This window comes from Janthinobacterium sp. C22, assembly GCF_057919405.1.
On sequence record NZ_CP193659.1, the window covers coordinates 1,596,325 to 1,610,993 of the forward strand.

At 65.3% G+C, this 14,669-nt stretch carries 12 protein-coding genes; 10 read left to right on the plus strand and 2 right to left on the minus strand.

Going from position 1 to position 14,669, the window contains the following annotated elements; all coding sequences use genetic code 11:
• Positions 1 to 188 precede the first annotated feature (188 nt).
• The gene (locus ACRHIG_RS07340) at positions 189 to 1,928 is read left to right on the plus strand and encodes a proline--tRNA ligase (protein ID WP_489629788.1); all 1,740 of its coding nucleotides are present in this window, start codon (positions 189 to 191) and stop codon (positions 1,926 to 1,928) included.
• A complete protein-coding gene (locus ACRHIG_RS07345) occupies positions 1,925 to 2,542 on the plus strand; it encodes a lytic transglycosylase domain-containing protein (protein ID WP_489629789.1) in 618 nt (205 codons plus the stop codon). The genes ACRHIG_RS07340 and ACRHIG_RS07345 overlap by 4 nt, the downstream gene beginning before the upstream one ends.
• Before the next feature lie 143 nt (positions 2,543 to 2,685).
• On the opposite strand, the gene ACRHIG_RS07350 is transcribed toward ACRHIG_RS07345, so the two are convergent.
• Together ACRHIG_RS07350 and ffh are read right to left on the minus strand one after the other, a co-directional pair.
• Positions 2,686 to 3,081 carry an SWIB/MDM2 domain-containing protein gene (locus ACRHIG_RS07350; RefSeq protein WP_071650146.1) on the minus strand — a complete coding sequence of 132 codons (396 nt, stop codon included), beginning with the start codon at positions 3,079 to 3,081 and terminating at the stop codon, positions 2,686 to 2,688.
• Between the two features lie 437 nt (positions 3,082 to 3,518).
• Positions 3,519 to 4,886: a signal recognition particle protein gene (gene ffh / locus ACRHIG_RS07355; protein WP_099401615.1), complete on the minus strand. Its 1,368-nt coding sequence runs from the start codon at positions 4,884 to 4,886 to the stop codon at positions 3,519 to 3,521.
• 239 nt (positions 4,887 to 5,125) lie between these two features.
• On the opposite strand from ffh, the gene ACRHIG_RS07360 reads away from it, so the two are divergent.
• The 8 genes from ACRHIG_RS07360 to ACRHIG_RS07395 all read left to right on the plus strand — a co-directional run bounded on the left by ACRHIG_RS07360 (position 5,126) and on the right by ACRHIG_RS07395 (position 14,638).
• Positions 5,126 to 5,635, plus strand: coding sequence for a sigma-70 family RNA polymerase sigma factor (locus ACRHIG_RS07360; protein ID WP_475416090.1), 510 nt, complete (start codon positions 5,126 to 5,128; stop codon positions 5,633 to 5,635).
• Positions 5,632 to 6,621: a FecR domain-containing protein gene (locus ACRHIG_RS07365; protein WP_475416091.1), complete on the plus strand. Its 990-nt coding sequence runs from the start codon at positions 5,632 to 5,634 to the stop codon at positions 6,619 to 6,621. The genes ACRHIG_RS07360 and ACRHIG_RS07365 overlap by 4 nt, the downstream gene beginning before the upstream one ends.
• Before the next feature lie 112 nt (positions 6,622 to 6,733).
• Positions 6,734 to 8,935: a TonB-dependent siderophore receptor gene (locus ACRHIG_RS07370; protein ID WP_489629790.1), complete on the plus strand. Its 2,202-nt coding sequence runs from the start codon at positions 6,734 to 6,736 to the stop codon at positions 8,933 to 8,935.
• Between the two features lie 110 nt (positions 8,936 to 9,045).
• Positions 9,046 to 9,327: a hypothetical protein gene (locus tag ACRHIG_RS07375; protein WP_475416093.1), complete on the plus strand. Its 282-nt coding sequence runs from the start codon at positions 9,046 to 9,048 to the stop codon at positions 9,325 to 9,327.
• Positions 9,324 to 11,021, plus strand: coding sequence for a PepSY-associated TM helix domain-containing protein (locus ACRHIG_RS07380; RefSeq protein WP_475416094.1), 1,698 nt, complete (start codon positions 9,324 to 9,326; stop codon positions 11,019 to 11,021). Before ACRHIG_RS07375 ends, ACRHIG_RS07380 begins: the two co-directional genes overlap by 4 nt.
• The gene (locus ACRHIG_RS07385) at positions 11,018 to 11,359 is read left to right on the plus strand and encodes a DUF3325 domain-containing protein (RefSeq protein WP_475416095.1); all 342 of its coding nucleotides are present in this window, start codon (positions 11,018 to 11,020) and stop codon (positions 11,357 to 11,359) included. The genes ACRHIG_RS07380 and ACRHIG_RS07385 overlap by 4 nt, the downstream gene beginning before the upstream one ends.
• Positions 11,360 to 11,450: 91 nt before the next feature.
• The gene (locus tag ACRHIG_RS07390; RefSeq protein WP_489629791.1) at positions 11,451 to 12,638 is read left to right on the plus strand and encodes an efflux RND transporter periplasmic adaptor subunit; all 1,188 of its coding nucleotides are present in this window, start codon (positions 11,451 to 11,453) and stop codon (positions 12,636 to 12,638) included.
• Between the two features lie 5 nt (positions 12,639 to 12,643).
• Positions 12,644 to 14,638 carry a MacB family efflux pump subunit gene (locus tag ACRHIG_RS07395; protein ID WP_475416162.1) on the plus strand — a complete coding sequence of 665 codons (1,995 nt, stop codon included), beginning with the start codon at positions 12,644 to 12,646 and terminating at the stop codon, positions 14,636 to 14,638.
• Positions 14,639 to 14,669: the final 31 nt, after the last annotated feature.

The following is a 14,669-nucleotide window of genomic DNA, read 5'->3' on the forward strand; positions in this document are numbered from 1 at the left end:
TCTGCGACAGTGCGTCCTTTTTTACATAATTACCCACAACTTCGCAAGCCGGTGACCTTTTCGGGGTGCGAAAAGCGCCGGAATCGCACCAATTGAGCGCATTTGTGTAAAGTATGGACGCATCAGCCAGCTAATCCTTTAAAATTAGGTTGATTATAACCCTCTCTTTTTAAAAAGAATTCACCGTTATGCGCGCCTCCCGTTTTTTTATTTCCACACTTAAAGATGCACCTTCTGACGCGGAAATCGTCAGCCACCAATTGATGATGCGTGCAGGCATGATCAAACGCCTCGGTTCCGGCATCTATACCTACATGCCGATGGGCTTGCGCGTGATCCGCAAGGTGGAAGCCATCATCCGTGACGAGATGAACAAAGCCGCCGGCATCGAACTGCTGATGCCGCTCGTGCAGCCGGCCGAACTGTGGCAGGAGACGGGCCGCTGGACCAAGATGGGCGACGAACTGATGCGCGTGAAAGACCGCCACGGCCGCGAATACGCGATCCAGCCCACATCGGAAGAAGTCATCACGGACGTCGTGCGCACGGAAATCAAGTCCTACCGCCAGTTGCCGTTGAATTTTTATCACATCCAGACCAAGTTCCGCGACGAGCGCCGCCCACGTTTCGGCCTGATGCGCGGCCGCGAATTCACCATGAAGGACGCGTATTCGTTCGACCGCGACCTGGCCGGCATGCAGGCGTCGTATAAAGTCATGTTCGACGCCTACACGCGCATCTTCACGCGTTTCGGCCTGAAATTCCGCGCCGTGGCGGCCGACAACGGCGCCATTGGCGGTTCCGGTTCGCACGAATTCCACGTCATCGCCCACACGGGTGAAGACGCGCTCGTGTACTGCCCGACCTCCGACTACGCCGCCAACATGGAAGCGGCCGAAGCGCTGCCGCCAGCCGGCGAGCGCCCGGCCGCCACCCAGGCGCTGACCAAAACGGCCACGCCGGACACCGTCAAGTGCGAAACCGTGGCCGCCTTGCTGGGCATCGAGCTGTCGCGCACCGTGAAAACCATCGCTCTGACGGTGGAAACGACGGGCAAGGACGAAAAAATCACGAAACAGCATTTCATGCTGCTGCTGCGCGGCGACCATGAATTGAACGAGATCAAGGTGGGCAAGGTTGCCGGCCTGGCCGGTCACCGTTTCTCGACGGAAGCGGAAATCCTGGAAGTCTACGGCACCATCCCCGGCTACCTGGGCCCGATCGGCACGAAGGCGCCCGTCACCGTGGTGGCGGACCGCACGGTCGCCCACATGAGCGACTTCGTCTGCGGCGCGAATGAGGCCGGTTTTCACTACATGGGCGCCAACTGGGGCCGTGACGTGGCCGAGCCTGCCATCGTGGCCGACTTGCGCAATGTCGTCGCCGGCGACGCGTCGCCGGACGGCCAGGGCGCGCTGGCCATCGAGCGCGGCATCGAAGTGGGCCACGTGTTCCAGCTGGGTACGGCGTATTCGGAAAGCATGAAAGCCACCTTCCTCGACGAAAACGGCAAGCCTGCGCCGTTGCAGATGGGTTGCTACGGCATCGGCGTGACGCGCATCCTCGGCGCCGCCATCGAACAGAACTTCGATGACAAGGGCATCATCTGGCCCGCGTCGATCGCGCCGTTCGAAGTCGTGCTGTGCCCGATGGGCATGGACCGCAGCGAACTGGTCAAGGAAGAGACGGAGAAGCTGTACGCGGCCCTGCAAGGCGCTGGCGTGGACGTCATCGTCGACGACCGCGGCCTGCGCCCAGGCGCCATGTTCGCTGACTGGGAACTGATTGGCGTGCCGCACCGCATCGTCATCGGCGAGCGGGGCCTGAAAGAAGGCAAGCTGGAATACCAGGGCCGCCGCGATGCGGAAGCCACTGGCGTGGCGCCGGACGAGATCGTCGCCTTCATCCAGGGCCAAATGGCGCAGTGAAGCGCCTATCAGTAAGCAAGGCGGCCGGCGCGCTCGCGCTGGCCGCCGGCCTGGCCTGCGCCTTCACGGCGCAGGCCGGCAACCAGAAGGAGGAGGCGCTGGCCGACTCCGTCCGCCTGGCCCTGTCGCATGCGATCCGCGACGAACGCCCGCCGCAGCCCAAATTTGCCACGCCCGCCGACTTGCAGCGCTACCAGCAATGGCTGGCGCAGATGTCGCAGCGCCTGCAGCGCAAGCTGCCGGACGCCCAGTTGCGCACGGAATTCCTGGAAACGGTCTGGTATGAAGCGCGCCGCGCGGGCCTGGAACCGGCCCTGGTGCTGGGCCTGATCCAGGTGGAGTCGGCCTACCGCAAATATGCCGTCTCGCTGGCCGGCGCGCGCGGCTACATGCAGGTGATGCCGTTCTGGACGGGCGTCATCGGCGACCATGACCGCAGCAAGCTGTTCCACATGCAGACAAACCTGCGCTACGGCTGCGCGATCCTGCGCATGTACCTGGACATGGAAAAGGGCGATTTGTACCTGGCGCTGGGGCGGTATAACGGCAGCCGGGGCAGGGCCGAGTATCCGAATGCCGTGCGCGCCGCGTGGAGGCAGTGGGAATTTAAATGAAAGCTGGGGTCAGGACGTAGGTCGGATTAGGTCTGAAAGACCGTCATCCGACAACATCGTTGATGCCCGCAGCAAAAAAATGCCCCGCTCGCAGTCATGCGGCGGGGCACTCACACGGCGCGGAACGCCCTGTGCGTATCTGATTATTTCAAATGATCGGAGATCAGTTTCGTCATTTCAAACATGGAGACTTGGGCTTTGCCGCCGAAAACAGCTTTCAGCTTGTCGTCCGCATTGATCATGCGGCGGTTGGCCGGATCTTGCAGATCGAGTTTTTTGATGTAATCCCATACCTTTTTGGTCACTTCCGTACGCGGCAGTGGTGCTGCGCCAACAACGGCGGCCAGATCTTTCGATGGCGTCATTGCTTTCATGAATGCTGCGTTTGGCTTGCGTGGTGTTGCCGGTGCTGCCGCTTTCTTCGCCGCTGCTGGTTTAGCTGCTGCCTTGGCTGCGGGTGCTGCTTTCTTGGCGGCTGCAGGCTTGGCTGCTGCTGCTTTGGCTGGCGCTGCTACTGGGGTTTTTTTGGCTGTTGCCATCTTCGAGCCTCCTTAACAAACACATGGGAAATTGCGCAATTAATCGCACGGCTAATATTGGTGTGGATTTACCTTGTATGCAAGTGTTTTTCACGTTTTCACGAGGAAAAAGCAGGGAAATGCCGTGCCTGTCGCCCGGGCGCACCGCTTGGGGGCGCAGAACGGCGTTTTTACCCGTAAATGGCATGGTTGCTGGCTATGCGGGCAGGGGCGCTGCGGGGGAGGAAAGAAAGGATGCCGGACACATGAAAATGCAATCCGGCATTATTTGGAACGGTGTTTTTTGATCTGTCGACTTTCGATACGCGGCGTAAAAAAGGCCTTCAAAATCACAGCGAGCGGGGATGATTTGTGGCCGAGAAGCGCAACCGTACTTGAGTACGGTGAGCATCGCCGGCGCGCAAAGCGCCCCGCGCAGCGGATTTTGAAGCCTTCTACTACCTCATGCCAGGCATCATGCCCTTCATGGAACGCATCATCTTCATCATGCCGCCGCCCGACAATTTCTTCATCATCGTCTGCATTTGCTCGAATTGCGTCAGCATGCGGTTCACTTCCTGCACCTGCACGCCGGCGCCGGCGGCGATGCGGCGCTTGCGCGTGGCCTTGATCAGTTCAGGCTTGGCGCGTTCCTGCGGCGTCATCGAGTCGATGATGCCGCACATGCGGCGCACCTGCTTGTCCGCCTGATCCATGTTCTTGCCGCCTGCCGCCTGCTGGAACTGGGCCGGCAGCTTGTCCATCAGGTTGGCCATGCCGCCCATTTTCTTCATCTGGCCCAGCTGCGCCTTGAAGTCGTTCATGTCGAACTTGCCGCCCACCTTGATCTTTTGCGCCAGGTCCGCCGCCGCCTTGCTGTCGACGCCCTTGCGCGCTTCTTCCACCAGGGCGAGGATGTCGCCCATGCCCAGGATGCGGTTGGCCATGCGGGTCGGGTCGAACGCTTCCAGGCCGTCGAGTTTTTCCGAGACACCGGCAAACTTGATCGGCTTGCCCGTGATGTGGCGCACGGACAGGGCCGCACCGCCGCGCGCGTCGCCGTCGAGCTTGGTCAGCACGATACCGGTCAGCGGCAGCGCGTCGTTGAAGGCCTTGGCCGTGTTGATGGCGTCCTGGCCCAGCATGGCGTCGACGACGAACAGGGTTTCGATCGGCTTCACGGCGCCGTGGACGGCGGCGATTTCGCGCATCATCTCTTCGTCGATACCGAGGCGGCCCGCCGTATCGATGATCAGCACGTCGTGGTAGTGCTTTTTCGCCCAGTCCAGCGCGGCCAGGGCGATATCGACCGGCTTGTCCGTGCTGGCGGACGGGAAGAAGTCGGCGCCTACCTGGGCGGTGACCGATTGCAGCTGGGCGATCGCGGCAGGGCGGTAGACGTCGGCCGAGACGGTCAGCACTTTCTTCTTCTTTTCTTCCTTCAGGTACTTCGCCAGCTTGCCGACGGTGGTGGTTTTACCCACACCCTGCAGACCGGCCATCAGGATGATGGCGGGCGGCTGCTGCGCAAAGCTGATCTGCGACGCTTCCGGTCCCAGGTCGGCGCCCATCAGGGCGGCCAGCTCGCGCTGCACCACGCCCACCAGGGCCTGGCCTGGCGTGAGCGAGGAAATGACATCCTCGCCCATGGCTTTTTCTTTGACTTTGGCGATGAATTCGCGCACGGCGGGCAGGGCGACGTCGGCTTCGAGCAGCGCCAGGCGCACTTCGCGCAGCATGTCGGCGGTGTTCGCTTCGGTCAGGCGCGCCTCGCCGCGCATGGTCTTGACGACTTTGGCAAGCCGTTGGGTGAGATTATCTAGCATGATGAACCTGCAATGAAAAGCTTGGGAGTGGGCGGCGCAAGCCGGACGATGGCCGTCATTTTACCTTATCGCGGGTGGCTGGCGGTCCCGCGCAGCAGCGCCTGGCGGTTGGCCGGCTTTTGAATGAGTTGGTATTTCTGCCAATGCCACGATTGCATGAAAGTCAAAAACACGGTTAAAATGAGAATAATTCTTATTTACATTCGTGGGCGCGCCGCGCCAGACCGGAAAGGGATGCCATGTCGGCCGCCGATTTTGCCCAGCAACAAGACCTGCACGCGCTCTACAGCAGCCATCACGGCTGGCTGCAGGGCTGGCTGCGGCATAAGCTGGGCAATGCGGGCGACGCGGCGGACCTGGCGCAAGACACCTTCATCAGCGTGTTGACGGCCGCTTCCGCGCCGCAGATCCGCGAAGCGCGGCCTTTTCTCGCCACCGTCGCGCGCCGCCTGGTGGCGCACCGCTACCGCCGCCAAGTGCTGGAGGACGCTTATCTGGAAGCGCTCGCTTGCCTGCCGCCCGAGACGGCGCCCGCGCCCGAGGAGCGGCTGCTGGCGCTGGAAGCCTTGCAGGAAATCGACCAGGCCCTCGACGGCTTGCCCGCACCCGTACGCGCGGCGTTCTTGCTGGCGCAGCTGGAAGGCCTCAGCTATGCCGAGATCGCCGCGCGCCTGAACGTATCGGCCAGCTCGGTCAAGCAATACCTGACGCGCGCCAACCGCCAGGTGTTTTTCTCGCTGCCGGCATGAGCAAGTTGGCAGAGCCGGCGGCACCGCCAGCCATCCGCGAGGAGGTGCAGCAGCAGGCGGCCGAGTGGCTGACCGTGCTGATGTCTAGTGAGGCCAGTGAAGCGGAATACGCCGCCTGGCAGCGCTGGCGCGCCGCCGACCCGGAACATGAACGGGCCTGGCGGCATATCGAAGCGGTGTCGCGGCGCTTCAACGGCTTGCACCGCGGCGCGGCCGCGCAGGCGCTGGCCGGCACGCAGCGCAAAGCCGTCAACGGCAAACGGCGCCAGGTGCTGGCGTGGCTGGGCGTGGCGGCCGGCGGCGGCATGCTGGCCGCGCAGACGGGCGCCTGGGATGATATGCGCGCCCTGCGCGCCGACTACCGCACGGCCACGGGCGAGAGGCGCGAGGTGGTGCTGGACGATGGCAGCGTGCTCAGCCTGAATACGGGATCGGCAGTCAACGTGCGTTTCGACGCCAGCCGCCGCCTGATCGAACTGCTGGCCGGCGAGATCCTCGTCACCAGCGGCCACGGCGCCGGCAGCGCCGCACCTTTGGTGGTGGCCACGCGCGAAGGCCTGGTGCGCGCGCTGGGAACGCGCTTTACCGTGCGCCAGCAAGATGACTACAGCACGGTGGACGTGTTGGAAAGCGCCGTTGAAATCCGCCCCCGCGACGGCGGCGCGCCCTTGCTGCTGGCGGCCGGGCGCGGCGTGGCCTTTTCCCGCCAGGCGCCGGATGCGCCGCATGCCGTCGGCGCGCATGCGCATGCCTGGTCGCGCGGGCAGCTGATCGTCGACGACGTGACCCTGGGCGATTTCCTGGCCGACCTGGCCCGCTACCGCCCCGGCGTGATCGACTGCGCGCCGGCAGTGGCACAGCTGCGCCTGTCGGGCGTGTTCCCGCTGGCCGATACCCAGCGTATTTTGAACATGCTGCCCAACTCGCTGCCAGTGCAGGTCCGCAGCCGCACGCGCTATTGGGTCAGCGTCGAGCCGGCGCCGTAGCGTTCGATAAAAATATTTTTCCATCCGGCTGCCCGTTTTGCAGTCTTGCGGCACCTACAAGGTAGGGCGCCTGTTTTTCACCGTCTCATGACGCCACTTTTCAGGATCTTTTATGCAACAGGTTTCGCATCTTGTCAATTTCGTATCGCATCGTCCCCAGCGGCATCCGCTGGCGCTGGCCGTGACGGCCCTGTGTCTGGCCGCCGGCCTGCCGGCGCTGGCGCAGCAGGCCGCGCCTGTCGTTCCCGCGACCGAGCAGACCATGCTCGGCGTGTCCGTCACGGCGGGGCGCGATGCGACGACGGAAGGCAGCGGCTCCTATACGACGGGCGTGAGCAATACGGCAACCAAGCTGAACCTGTCGCTGCGCGAGACGCCGCAGTCGGTCAGCGTGCTGACGCGCCAGCAGATCGATGACCTGGGCATCACGACCCTGGACGACGCCGTGCAGTCGATCACGGGTCTGGTCATGCAAAAGGGCAACTTTACGGGCGATTCGGGCAGTTTCAGCGCGCGCGGCTTTCCAGTCGATAACATCCTGCTCGACGGCTTGCCCACCAGCCTGGGCGCGAATGGCACTTTCAATGGCGACAACGACGACCTGGCCATCTACGACCGCATCGAGGTGGTGCGCGGCGCCACGGGCCTGACCACGGGCAGCGGCACGCCCGGCGCGGCCATCAACATGGTGCGCAAGCGCCCGACGGCCACGCCGCAAGCCGCGTTCTCGGCCAGCATCGGCAGCTGGAGCAACTACCGCCTGGAAGCCGATGCGGCCAACGCGCTCAACGCAGCGAAGACCCTGCGCGGGCGCATCGTCGTCACGGTGCAGGACAAGAAGGATTTTGTCGACGTGCTGCATGGCCGCAACCACCAGCTGTACGGCGTCATCGAGGCCGACCTGCGTCCCGATACCACGCTGACGGTGGGCGCCCACTACCGCAAGACCGATAACGACGGCGTGACGACGGGCGTGGTGACGGCCGCCGACGGCCGCTTTTTGAATTTGCCCCGTTCCACCTACCTGGGTACCGATTTTGATGCGTGGCGCCAGACCGATAAAACCGTCTTCGCCGAACTGGAACACCGCTTCGGCAACGGCTGGAAGGCCAGGCTGTCTGCCACGCGCAAGACGCCCGAGATCGACACGACGTTTTCCGGCATCAACCGCCGCGGCGACACCCTGCGCTTCAATTCGCAAAGCTACCGCGCCGAACTGGCCAACACCAGTTATGACGCGTATGCCAGCGGCGGCTACAACCTGTTCGGCCGCGAGCACGAGCTGACCGTCGGCGCCAGCCACCGCCGTTCCTCGAAAAACAGCTATGGCGGCTGGGCCCCGTACAGCTGGGGCGCGGCCGCGCCCGTGCTCGACCCGTACAACTGGGATGCGGGCAGCGTGGCGCGCCCCGTCATCAACTACGCGCAGTGGCGCACGGCCAGCATCACCGAGCAAAGCGGCGTCTATGCGGGCACGCGCCTGCGCCTGGCCGACCCGCTGTCGCTGGTGCTGGGCGGGCGCGTGAGCTGGTACAAGGACGATGCCGGCTACTCGGTGGCGCGCGAATTCACGCCGTACGCCGGTGTCGTGTATGACCTCGACAAGCAGCATTCCGTGTACGCCAGCTGGACCGAGATCTTCCAGCCGCAGGCGTCCACCGATGCCAATGCGCAGCCATTGAAGCCGATCAGCGGCACCAACTATGAAGCGGGCGTGAAGGGCGAATACTTCGGCGGCGCCCTCAATGCCAGCGCGGCCGTGTTCCAGATCCGCCAGCAGAACCGCGGCGTGGACGACCTGGCCGGTCCGAATCCCTGCCCCGGCAGCACCTGGGGCTATTGCCAGCGCGCGTCGGGCGAAGTGCGCAGCGAAGGCGTGGAGCTGGACGTGGCGGGCGCGCTGACGCCCGACTGGCAGTTGTCGGCCGGCTACACCTATGTGAAGGCGCAATTCACGCGCGACAGCGATCCGGCCAATATCGGCAAGGACTTTAATAGCCGCTATCCGCGCCAGCAGCTCAAGCTGGCCACCAGCTACCGTCTGTCCGGCGCGGCGCAGGGCTGGCGCGTGGGCGCGTCGGTGTACGGGCAGGGCGCGACCGACTCGAGCGACGGCACCTACCATCTGCGCCAGGGCCGCTATGCGATCGTGGGCCTGAACGCGGCCTGGCAGATCGACAGCCGCACCGAGCTGCGCCTGAACGTCAACAATGCGCTCGACAAGCACTATTACCAGAGCATCTATTCCGATGTCTTCGGCAACCTGGTGGGCACGCCGCGCAACCTGATGCTGACCTTGAACTACAAACTGTAAACAATCACTTTTGAATGACCTATCTTGATGAAGGATGCATGGCTTATGGATGTGCAGTTGAACCTGGCCCGCGATGGCGTGACCACGCTGGTGCTGCAGGGAGCGCCGCGATGATGAAATCGGCCCACATGATGTTGTTTTCGCGCGTGCTTGCCGCCGTTTTTGGCGGCTATGCGCTGACGTCCGGCGTGGCCGTGCTGCTGGCGGCCGTGCTGCCGCTGTCGCGCCCCGAAGCCGTGCTGACGGCCACCCTGAGCGCCTTTGTCGTCTACACCTGCGCCGTGATCTGGGTCTTTGCCGTGCAAGACCTGCGCCGCGCCTGGCTCGGCATGCTGCTGCCGGCCATCGCCTGCGGCGGCATCGGCCTGCTGCTGTCGCGGGGTGCCGCATGAACGCCGTCAAGGTAGACAAAGTGGTGAAAACGCCGCAACAGGGTGGCCTGCGCCAGGCCATGGCCTGGCTGCATACCTGGAGCGGCCTGTGGATTTCCTGGCTGCTGTTCGCCATCTTCCTGACCGGCACCCTGGCCGTCTTCGACGACCCGATCGGCCACTGGATGACGCCCGAACACGCACTGGAAGAAGCGGCGCATGCGAACGATCCGCCGCTGCCCAAGGTCACGGACCGCGCGCACCGCCTGGAACTGGCGCTCGACTTCATGGCGAAGGAGCACCCGAAGGCGGACATGTGGGAAATCTGGCCCGTGCAGCGCCCCGGCCACGGCCTGTCCGCCTACTGGTTCCAGCCCAGCGGCGGCTATGGCTCGGCGGATCTCGATCCGCTGACGGGCGCCGTCATTGAGCATGCGCGCGAGGCAACGGAGCGGGAAACCATCGGCGGCCACCATTTCGTCGATTTCCACTACGAGCTGCACGCGGGACGCATCGGCGTCTGGATCGTCGCCATCACCACCATGATCATGCTGGTGGCGCTGGTGAGCGGCGTCATCACGCACAAGCGCATCTTCAAGGATTTCTTCACCTTCCGCCCGGCCAAGGGCCAGCGTTCGTGGCTGGACGCGCACAACGCGGTGGCCGTGCTGACCTTGCCGTTCCAGTTCATGATCGCCTACACGGGGCTGGCATTCTTCAGCGATGACTATGTGCCGGCCCCCGTGGCGGCGCAATACGGCATGGACAATCCCAAGAAAGCCTTCCTGGCAGACTGGAACGATGCGGGCAAACCCGTGAAAACGGGCCAGCCGCTGGCCATTCCCGCGCTGGAATCGTTTGCGCTGCGCGCCGAACAGGCCATCGGCCAGGAAATCCGCGCCGTGGTGCTGGACAATCCGAACGACGCCTCCATGCGCGTGTGCATGTACGGCTGGAACGAAGAGACGGACACGATGGAGCGCCTCAGCGCCAACACGGGCAGGGCCTGTTATGCGCTGGCCACGGGAGAGCAGACCGCCTTGCGCCTGCCCGGCGCGTCCGACACGGGCGGCGCGGGCCTGACGCGCTCCGTCATGTCGAACCTGCATATGGTGGGTTTCGGCGGCACGCCGATGCGCTGGCTGTACTTCTTTTGCGGCCTGGCCGGCACAGCCATGATGGGCACGGGCGCCATCCTGTTCATGGTCAAGCGCCGCCAGAAGTCCGGCGGCGAGTTCGGCGCCTATACGCAGCGCGTCTACCGCGTCATCGCCTGCCTGAACGTGGCGGCGATCGCCGGCCTGTCCATCGCCTGCGTGGGTTTCCTGTGGGCCAATCGTTTGATCCCCGTCGGCATCGAGCACCGCGCCGGCTGGGAAGTGCGCGCCTTCTTCGGCGTGTGGTTCCTGATGCTGGTGCACGCCTGCGTGCGCGCGGAAAAGCGCGCGTGGATCGAGCAACTGTGTTTGCTGGCCGCCCTGTGCCTGCTGCTGCCGGTGCTCAATGTCCTGAGCACGGGCGACAACCTGGCGGCGCAAATCGCGCGCGGCGACTGGGAAAGCGCCGGCGTGGAACTGGGCAGCATGGCCTTCGGCCTGCTGGCCGGCTGGGGCGCGTGGAAAGTCCACAAGCGCAAGGAAAAACCGCTCAAGAAGGCGGTAGCCAAGGAAGCACCGTCGGCCAGCCTGCGAGTCAATACGGAGGGACAGTCATGATTAACGCCATCCTGTGCGCGCTGGGCCTGTCATATGCGGGCATGGCCAGCCTCTCGCTGGCGATGGACCGCCACCATGGCCAGGTCTGGGGCAGGGACGCGGCGCCCAACGTGCGGCGCGCGCTGCAGCTGGCGGGAGCCGTCCTGTTGGCGCTGGCCATCTGGCCTTGCGTGGCCGGCTGGAGCGCCACCGTCGGCGTCGTCGCCTGGCTGGGTTTCATATCGGCCGGCGCGCTGCTGGTGGCCCTGCTGCTGCCGTATGCCCCCCGCTTGCTGTTGCGTAGTTCCCTGCTGGCAGCCGTCGCCGCGCTGGCAGGTCTTGTGACGTTCCTGCGGTGATGTCCACCGCTATTTTCAAGGATAGACCGATGTATTTTTCACGTTTGGCGACACCGATTTACTGTATCTGCAACCGCAAGGCGGCTTCCTGATGGCGGCCCGCCTGCCTTCGCGCCGCGCCCGCATCCTCGGCGGCGTGGTCTTGCTGGCGCTGTTTGGCGCCGGTGCACTGTGGGCCACGCGCGGCCCGGCCACCGTGTTCGACACGGCGCCCGTCAAGCGCGGCAATATCGAGGCCAGCGTCACGGCCATCGGCACCCTGCAGCCGCAAACCTATGTCGATGTGGGCGCGCAGGTGTCGGGCCAGATCACGCGCCTGCACGTGCAGCCGGGCAGCGCCGTGGAAAAGGGCCAGTTGCTGGCCGAGATCGACCCCAGCGTGCAGCAGGCCACGGTCGACGCGGGCCGCGCCGCGCTGGCGGGCTTGCGCGCGCAACTGGCCGACCAGCAGGCGCAGCACCGCCTGGCGGGCCAGCAGCACGTGCGCCAGAAGCAGATGGCCAAGTTTGACTCCACGCCGCTGGCCGATCTGGAGACGGCCGAAGCCACCTTGGCCTCGGCCGGCGCCAAGATCGACCATCTGAAGGCGCAGATCGCCCAGACCCAGGCCAGCCTGAAGGCGGACGAGGCGCGCCTCGGCTATACGCGCATCTACGCGCCGATGGCCGGCAAGGTGGTGGGGCTGGACGCGAAAGAGGGGCAAACCCTGAACGCCACGTACCAGACGCCAAACATCCTGCGCATCGCCGACCTGTCGGCCATGACGGTATGGACGGAAGTGTCGGAAGCGGACGTGCGCCGCGTGCGCCCGGACATGCCCGTGTACTTCACCACCCTGGGCGGCGACCAGCGGCGCTGGAGCGGCAAGGTGCGGCAAGTGCTGCCGGCCCCGCCGGTGCCCGGTGGTGCCGCCGCCGGCACGGCCCTGGCGCCGTCGACCAGCAAGGTGATCCTGTATACAGTGCTGTTCGACGTGGATAACGCCGATGGCGAATTGATGCCGCAGATGACGGCGCAAGTGGTGTTCGTCACGGCAGCGGCGAACAATGTGCTGGCCGTGCCCTTGCCGGCCCTGAAACCGTCGACGGAGGAAGGCGCCAAACCGGGGCAGTTCACGGCCCGCGTGATGGATGCGGACGGCAAGGTCGATACGCGCACCGTCACCGTGGGCGTGCGCAACCGCCTCAGCGCGGAAGTGCTGCAAGGCTTGCGCGAAGGCGAATTGCTGGTCACGGGCGAGCAGCCGGCCGGCAGCGGCAGCAGCAGGTTCCAGCTGTGAGCGCGATGAGCGAGGCCGCTTCTCTGGGACAAAGCGGAGAAGGCGGCCAGCCGGCGCCCCTGATCGAGCTTGTCGGCATCCGCAAGCGCTACGGCGGCCACGACGGCGCACCGGCCGTGGAAGTGCTGCGCGGTTTGACCCTGTCGATCGGCGCCGGCGAATTCGTCGCCATCGTGGGCGCGTCCGGTTCCGGCAAATCGACCCTGATGCATTTGCTCGGTTGCCTGGACCGGCCCAGCGACGGCAGCTACCGCTTCGCCGGCCAGGACGTAGCCAGCCTGAATCCCGATGAACTGGCGTGGCTGCGGCGCGAAGCGTTCGGCTTCGTCTTCCAGGGCTATCACCTGATCGCCACCGAATCGGCGCGCGAAAACGTGGAAGTGCCGGCCCTGTACGCGGGCATGCCGGCCGCGGCCCGCCACGCCCGCTCGGAAGCGCTGCTCAAGCGCCTGGGCCTGGGCGAGCGGCTCGACCACCGGCCGAACCAGTTGTCCGGCGGGCAGCAGCAGCGCGTGTCGATCGCGCGCGCCCTGATGAATGGCGGGCGCATCATCCTCGCCGATGAACCGACGGGGGCGTTAGATAGCAGCAGCGGCGCCGAAGTCATGGCCCTGCTGGGCGAACTGGCCGACGCGGGCCACACCATCATCCTGATCACGCATGACCGCAAGGTGGCGGCCCAGGCGCGCCGCGTGATCGAGATCAGCGACGGCGAAATCGTCGCCGACTCGGGCGCCATCGCCATTCCCGCCACGTCGGCGGCCCTGCCGCCGCTGGACATGTCGCGCGCCGCGCACGACACGGGCGCGTCGCTGGGCACGGAATTGCTCGACGCGGCGCGCGCCGCCTGGCGCGTGCTGTGGATCAACCGCTTCCGTACGGGCTTGACCCTGCTCGGCATCGTCATCGGCGTCGCTTCCGTGATCGTCATGCTGGCCATCGGCCTGGGCACGCGCCAGCAGGTGATGGCGCAACTGGGCGCGTTCGGCTCTAACCTGCTGTACATGGCGTCGCGCGGCGAAAGCTCGCGCATTCCCGGGCGCAGCATCACCCTGGCCGACCTCGATGCGCTCAAGGACGTGCCGGGCATTTCCCACGTGCTGCCGAATGTCACGGGCAACAAGGTGATACGCCACGGCAACCTCGACGTGCAGACCTATGTGCGCGGCACGGGGCCGGCTCTGCCGCAGATCCAGACCTGGCCCGTGGCCAAGGGCGGCTTCTTTACCGAGGAAGACGAGCGCGAGATGGCCACCGTGGCCGTGCTGGGTGCGCACCTGGCCGAAAAGCTGATGCCCGACGTGGCCAATCCCGTGGGGCAGAGTATCCTGATCGGCAACGTGCCGTTCCAGGTGATCGGCGTGATGAGCGCGAAGGGCGCGCTGACGGGCGAGAAGGATGAAGACGACGTGCTGCTGCTGCCGTTTTCCACGGCCGGCATCCGCGTCTTCGGCCAGCGCGAGCCGACATACACGGTGATGGCCGTGGACGACGTCAAGCGCGTGACCGAGGTGGAGGCGGCGGTCGACGCCACCATGTTCGAGCGCCACCGCATCCGCGACTACGGCATCAGCAATGCGGCCGCGTCGATCGCCGCCGAAGCGAAGACGCAGGACAACATGACCATGATGCTCAGCCTGATCGCCGCCGTCTCGCTGGTGGTGGGCGGCATCGGCGTCATGAACGTGATGCTGATGACGGTGCGCGAACGCACGCGCGAAATCGGCATCCGCATGGCGACGGGCGCGCGCCGGCGCGACATCCTGCGCCAGTTCCTCACCGAAGCCGTGCTGGTGTCGGTGGTGGGCGGCGTGGCCGGCATCGTGGTCGGCGTGACGGTGGCCGGCCTGCTGCTGGTCTGGGACGTGCCGGTGATCTTTTCGCTCAGCGCCATCGCCGGCGCCTTTGCCTGCGCCGTGGTGACGGGGCTGGTGTTTGGCTTCATGCCGGCGCGCAAGGCATCGGGACTCGATCCGGTGGTGGCGCTGGCGGGACAGTAACGCTTCATGCAGCCGGGCTTGCTGCTCCCGG

Bases quoted from the DNA above. Each gene is read 5' to 3' on its own strand.
- ACRHIG_RS07360 (WP_475416090.1), top strand. From the start codon at position 5,126: ATGTCGGCCGCCGATTTTGCCCAGCAACAAGACCTGCACGCGCTCTAC.
- ACRHIG_RS07395 (WP_475416162.1), top strand. From the start codon at position 12,644: ATGAGCGAGGCCGCTTCTCTGGGACAAAGCGGAGAAGGCGGCCAGCCG.
- ACRHIG_RS07375 (WP_475416093.1), top strand. From the start codon at position 9,046: ATGATGAAATCGGCCCACATGATGTTGTTTTCGCGCGTGCTTGCCGCC.
- ACRHIG_RS07350 (WP_071650146.1), bottom strand. From the start codon at position 3,081: ATGGCAACAGCCAAAAAAACCCCAGTAGCAGCGCCAGCCAAAGCAGCA.
- ACRHIG_RS07365 (WP_475416091.1), top strand. From the start codon at position 5,632: ATGAGCAAGTTGGCAGAGCCGGCGGCACCGCCAGCCATCCGCGAGGAG.
- ACRHIG_RS07370 (WP_489629790.1), top strand. From the start codon at position 6,734: ATGCAACAGGTTTCGCATCTTGTCAATTTCGTATCGCATCGTCCCCAG.
- ACRHIG_RS07385 (WP_475416095.1), top strand. From the start codon at position 11,018: ATGATTAACGCCATCCTGTGCGCGCTGGGCCTGTCATATGCGGGCATG.
- ACRHIG_RS07380 (WP_475416094.1), top strand. From the start codon at position 9,324: ATGAACGCCGTCAAGGTAGACAAAGTGGTGAAAACGCCGCAACAGGGT.
- ffh (WP_099401615.1), bottom strand. From the start codon at position 4,886: ATGCTAGATAATCTCACCCAACGGCTTGCCAAAGTCGTCAAGACCATG.
- ACRHIG_RS07340 (WP_489629788.1), top strand. From the start codon at position 189: ATGCGCGCCTCCCGTTTTTTTATTTCCACACTTAAAGATGCACCTTCT.
- ACRHIG_RS07390 (WP_489629791.1), top strand. From the start codon at position 11,451: ATGGCGGCCCGCCTGCCTTCGCGCCGCGCCCGCATCCTCGGCGGCGTG.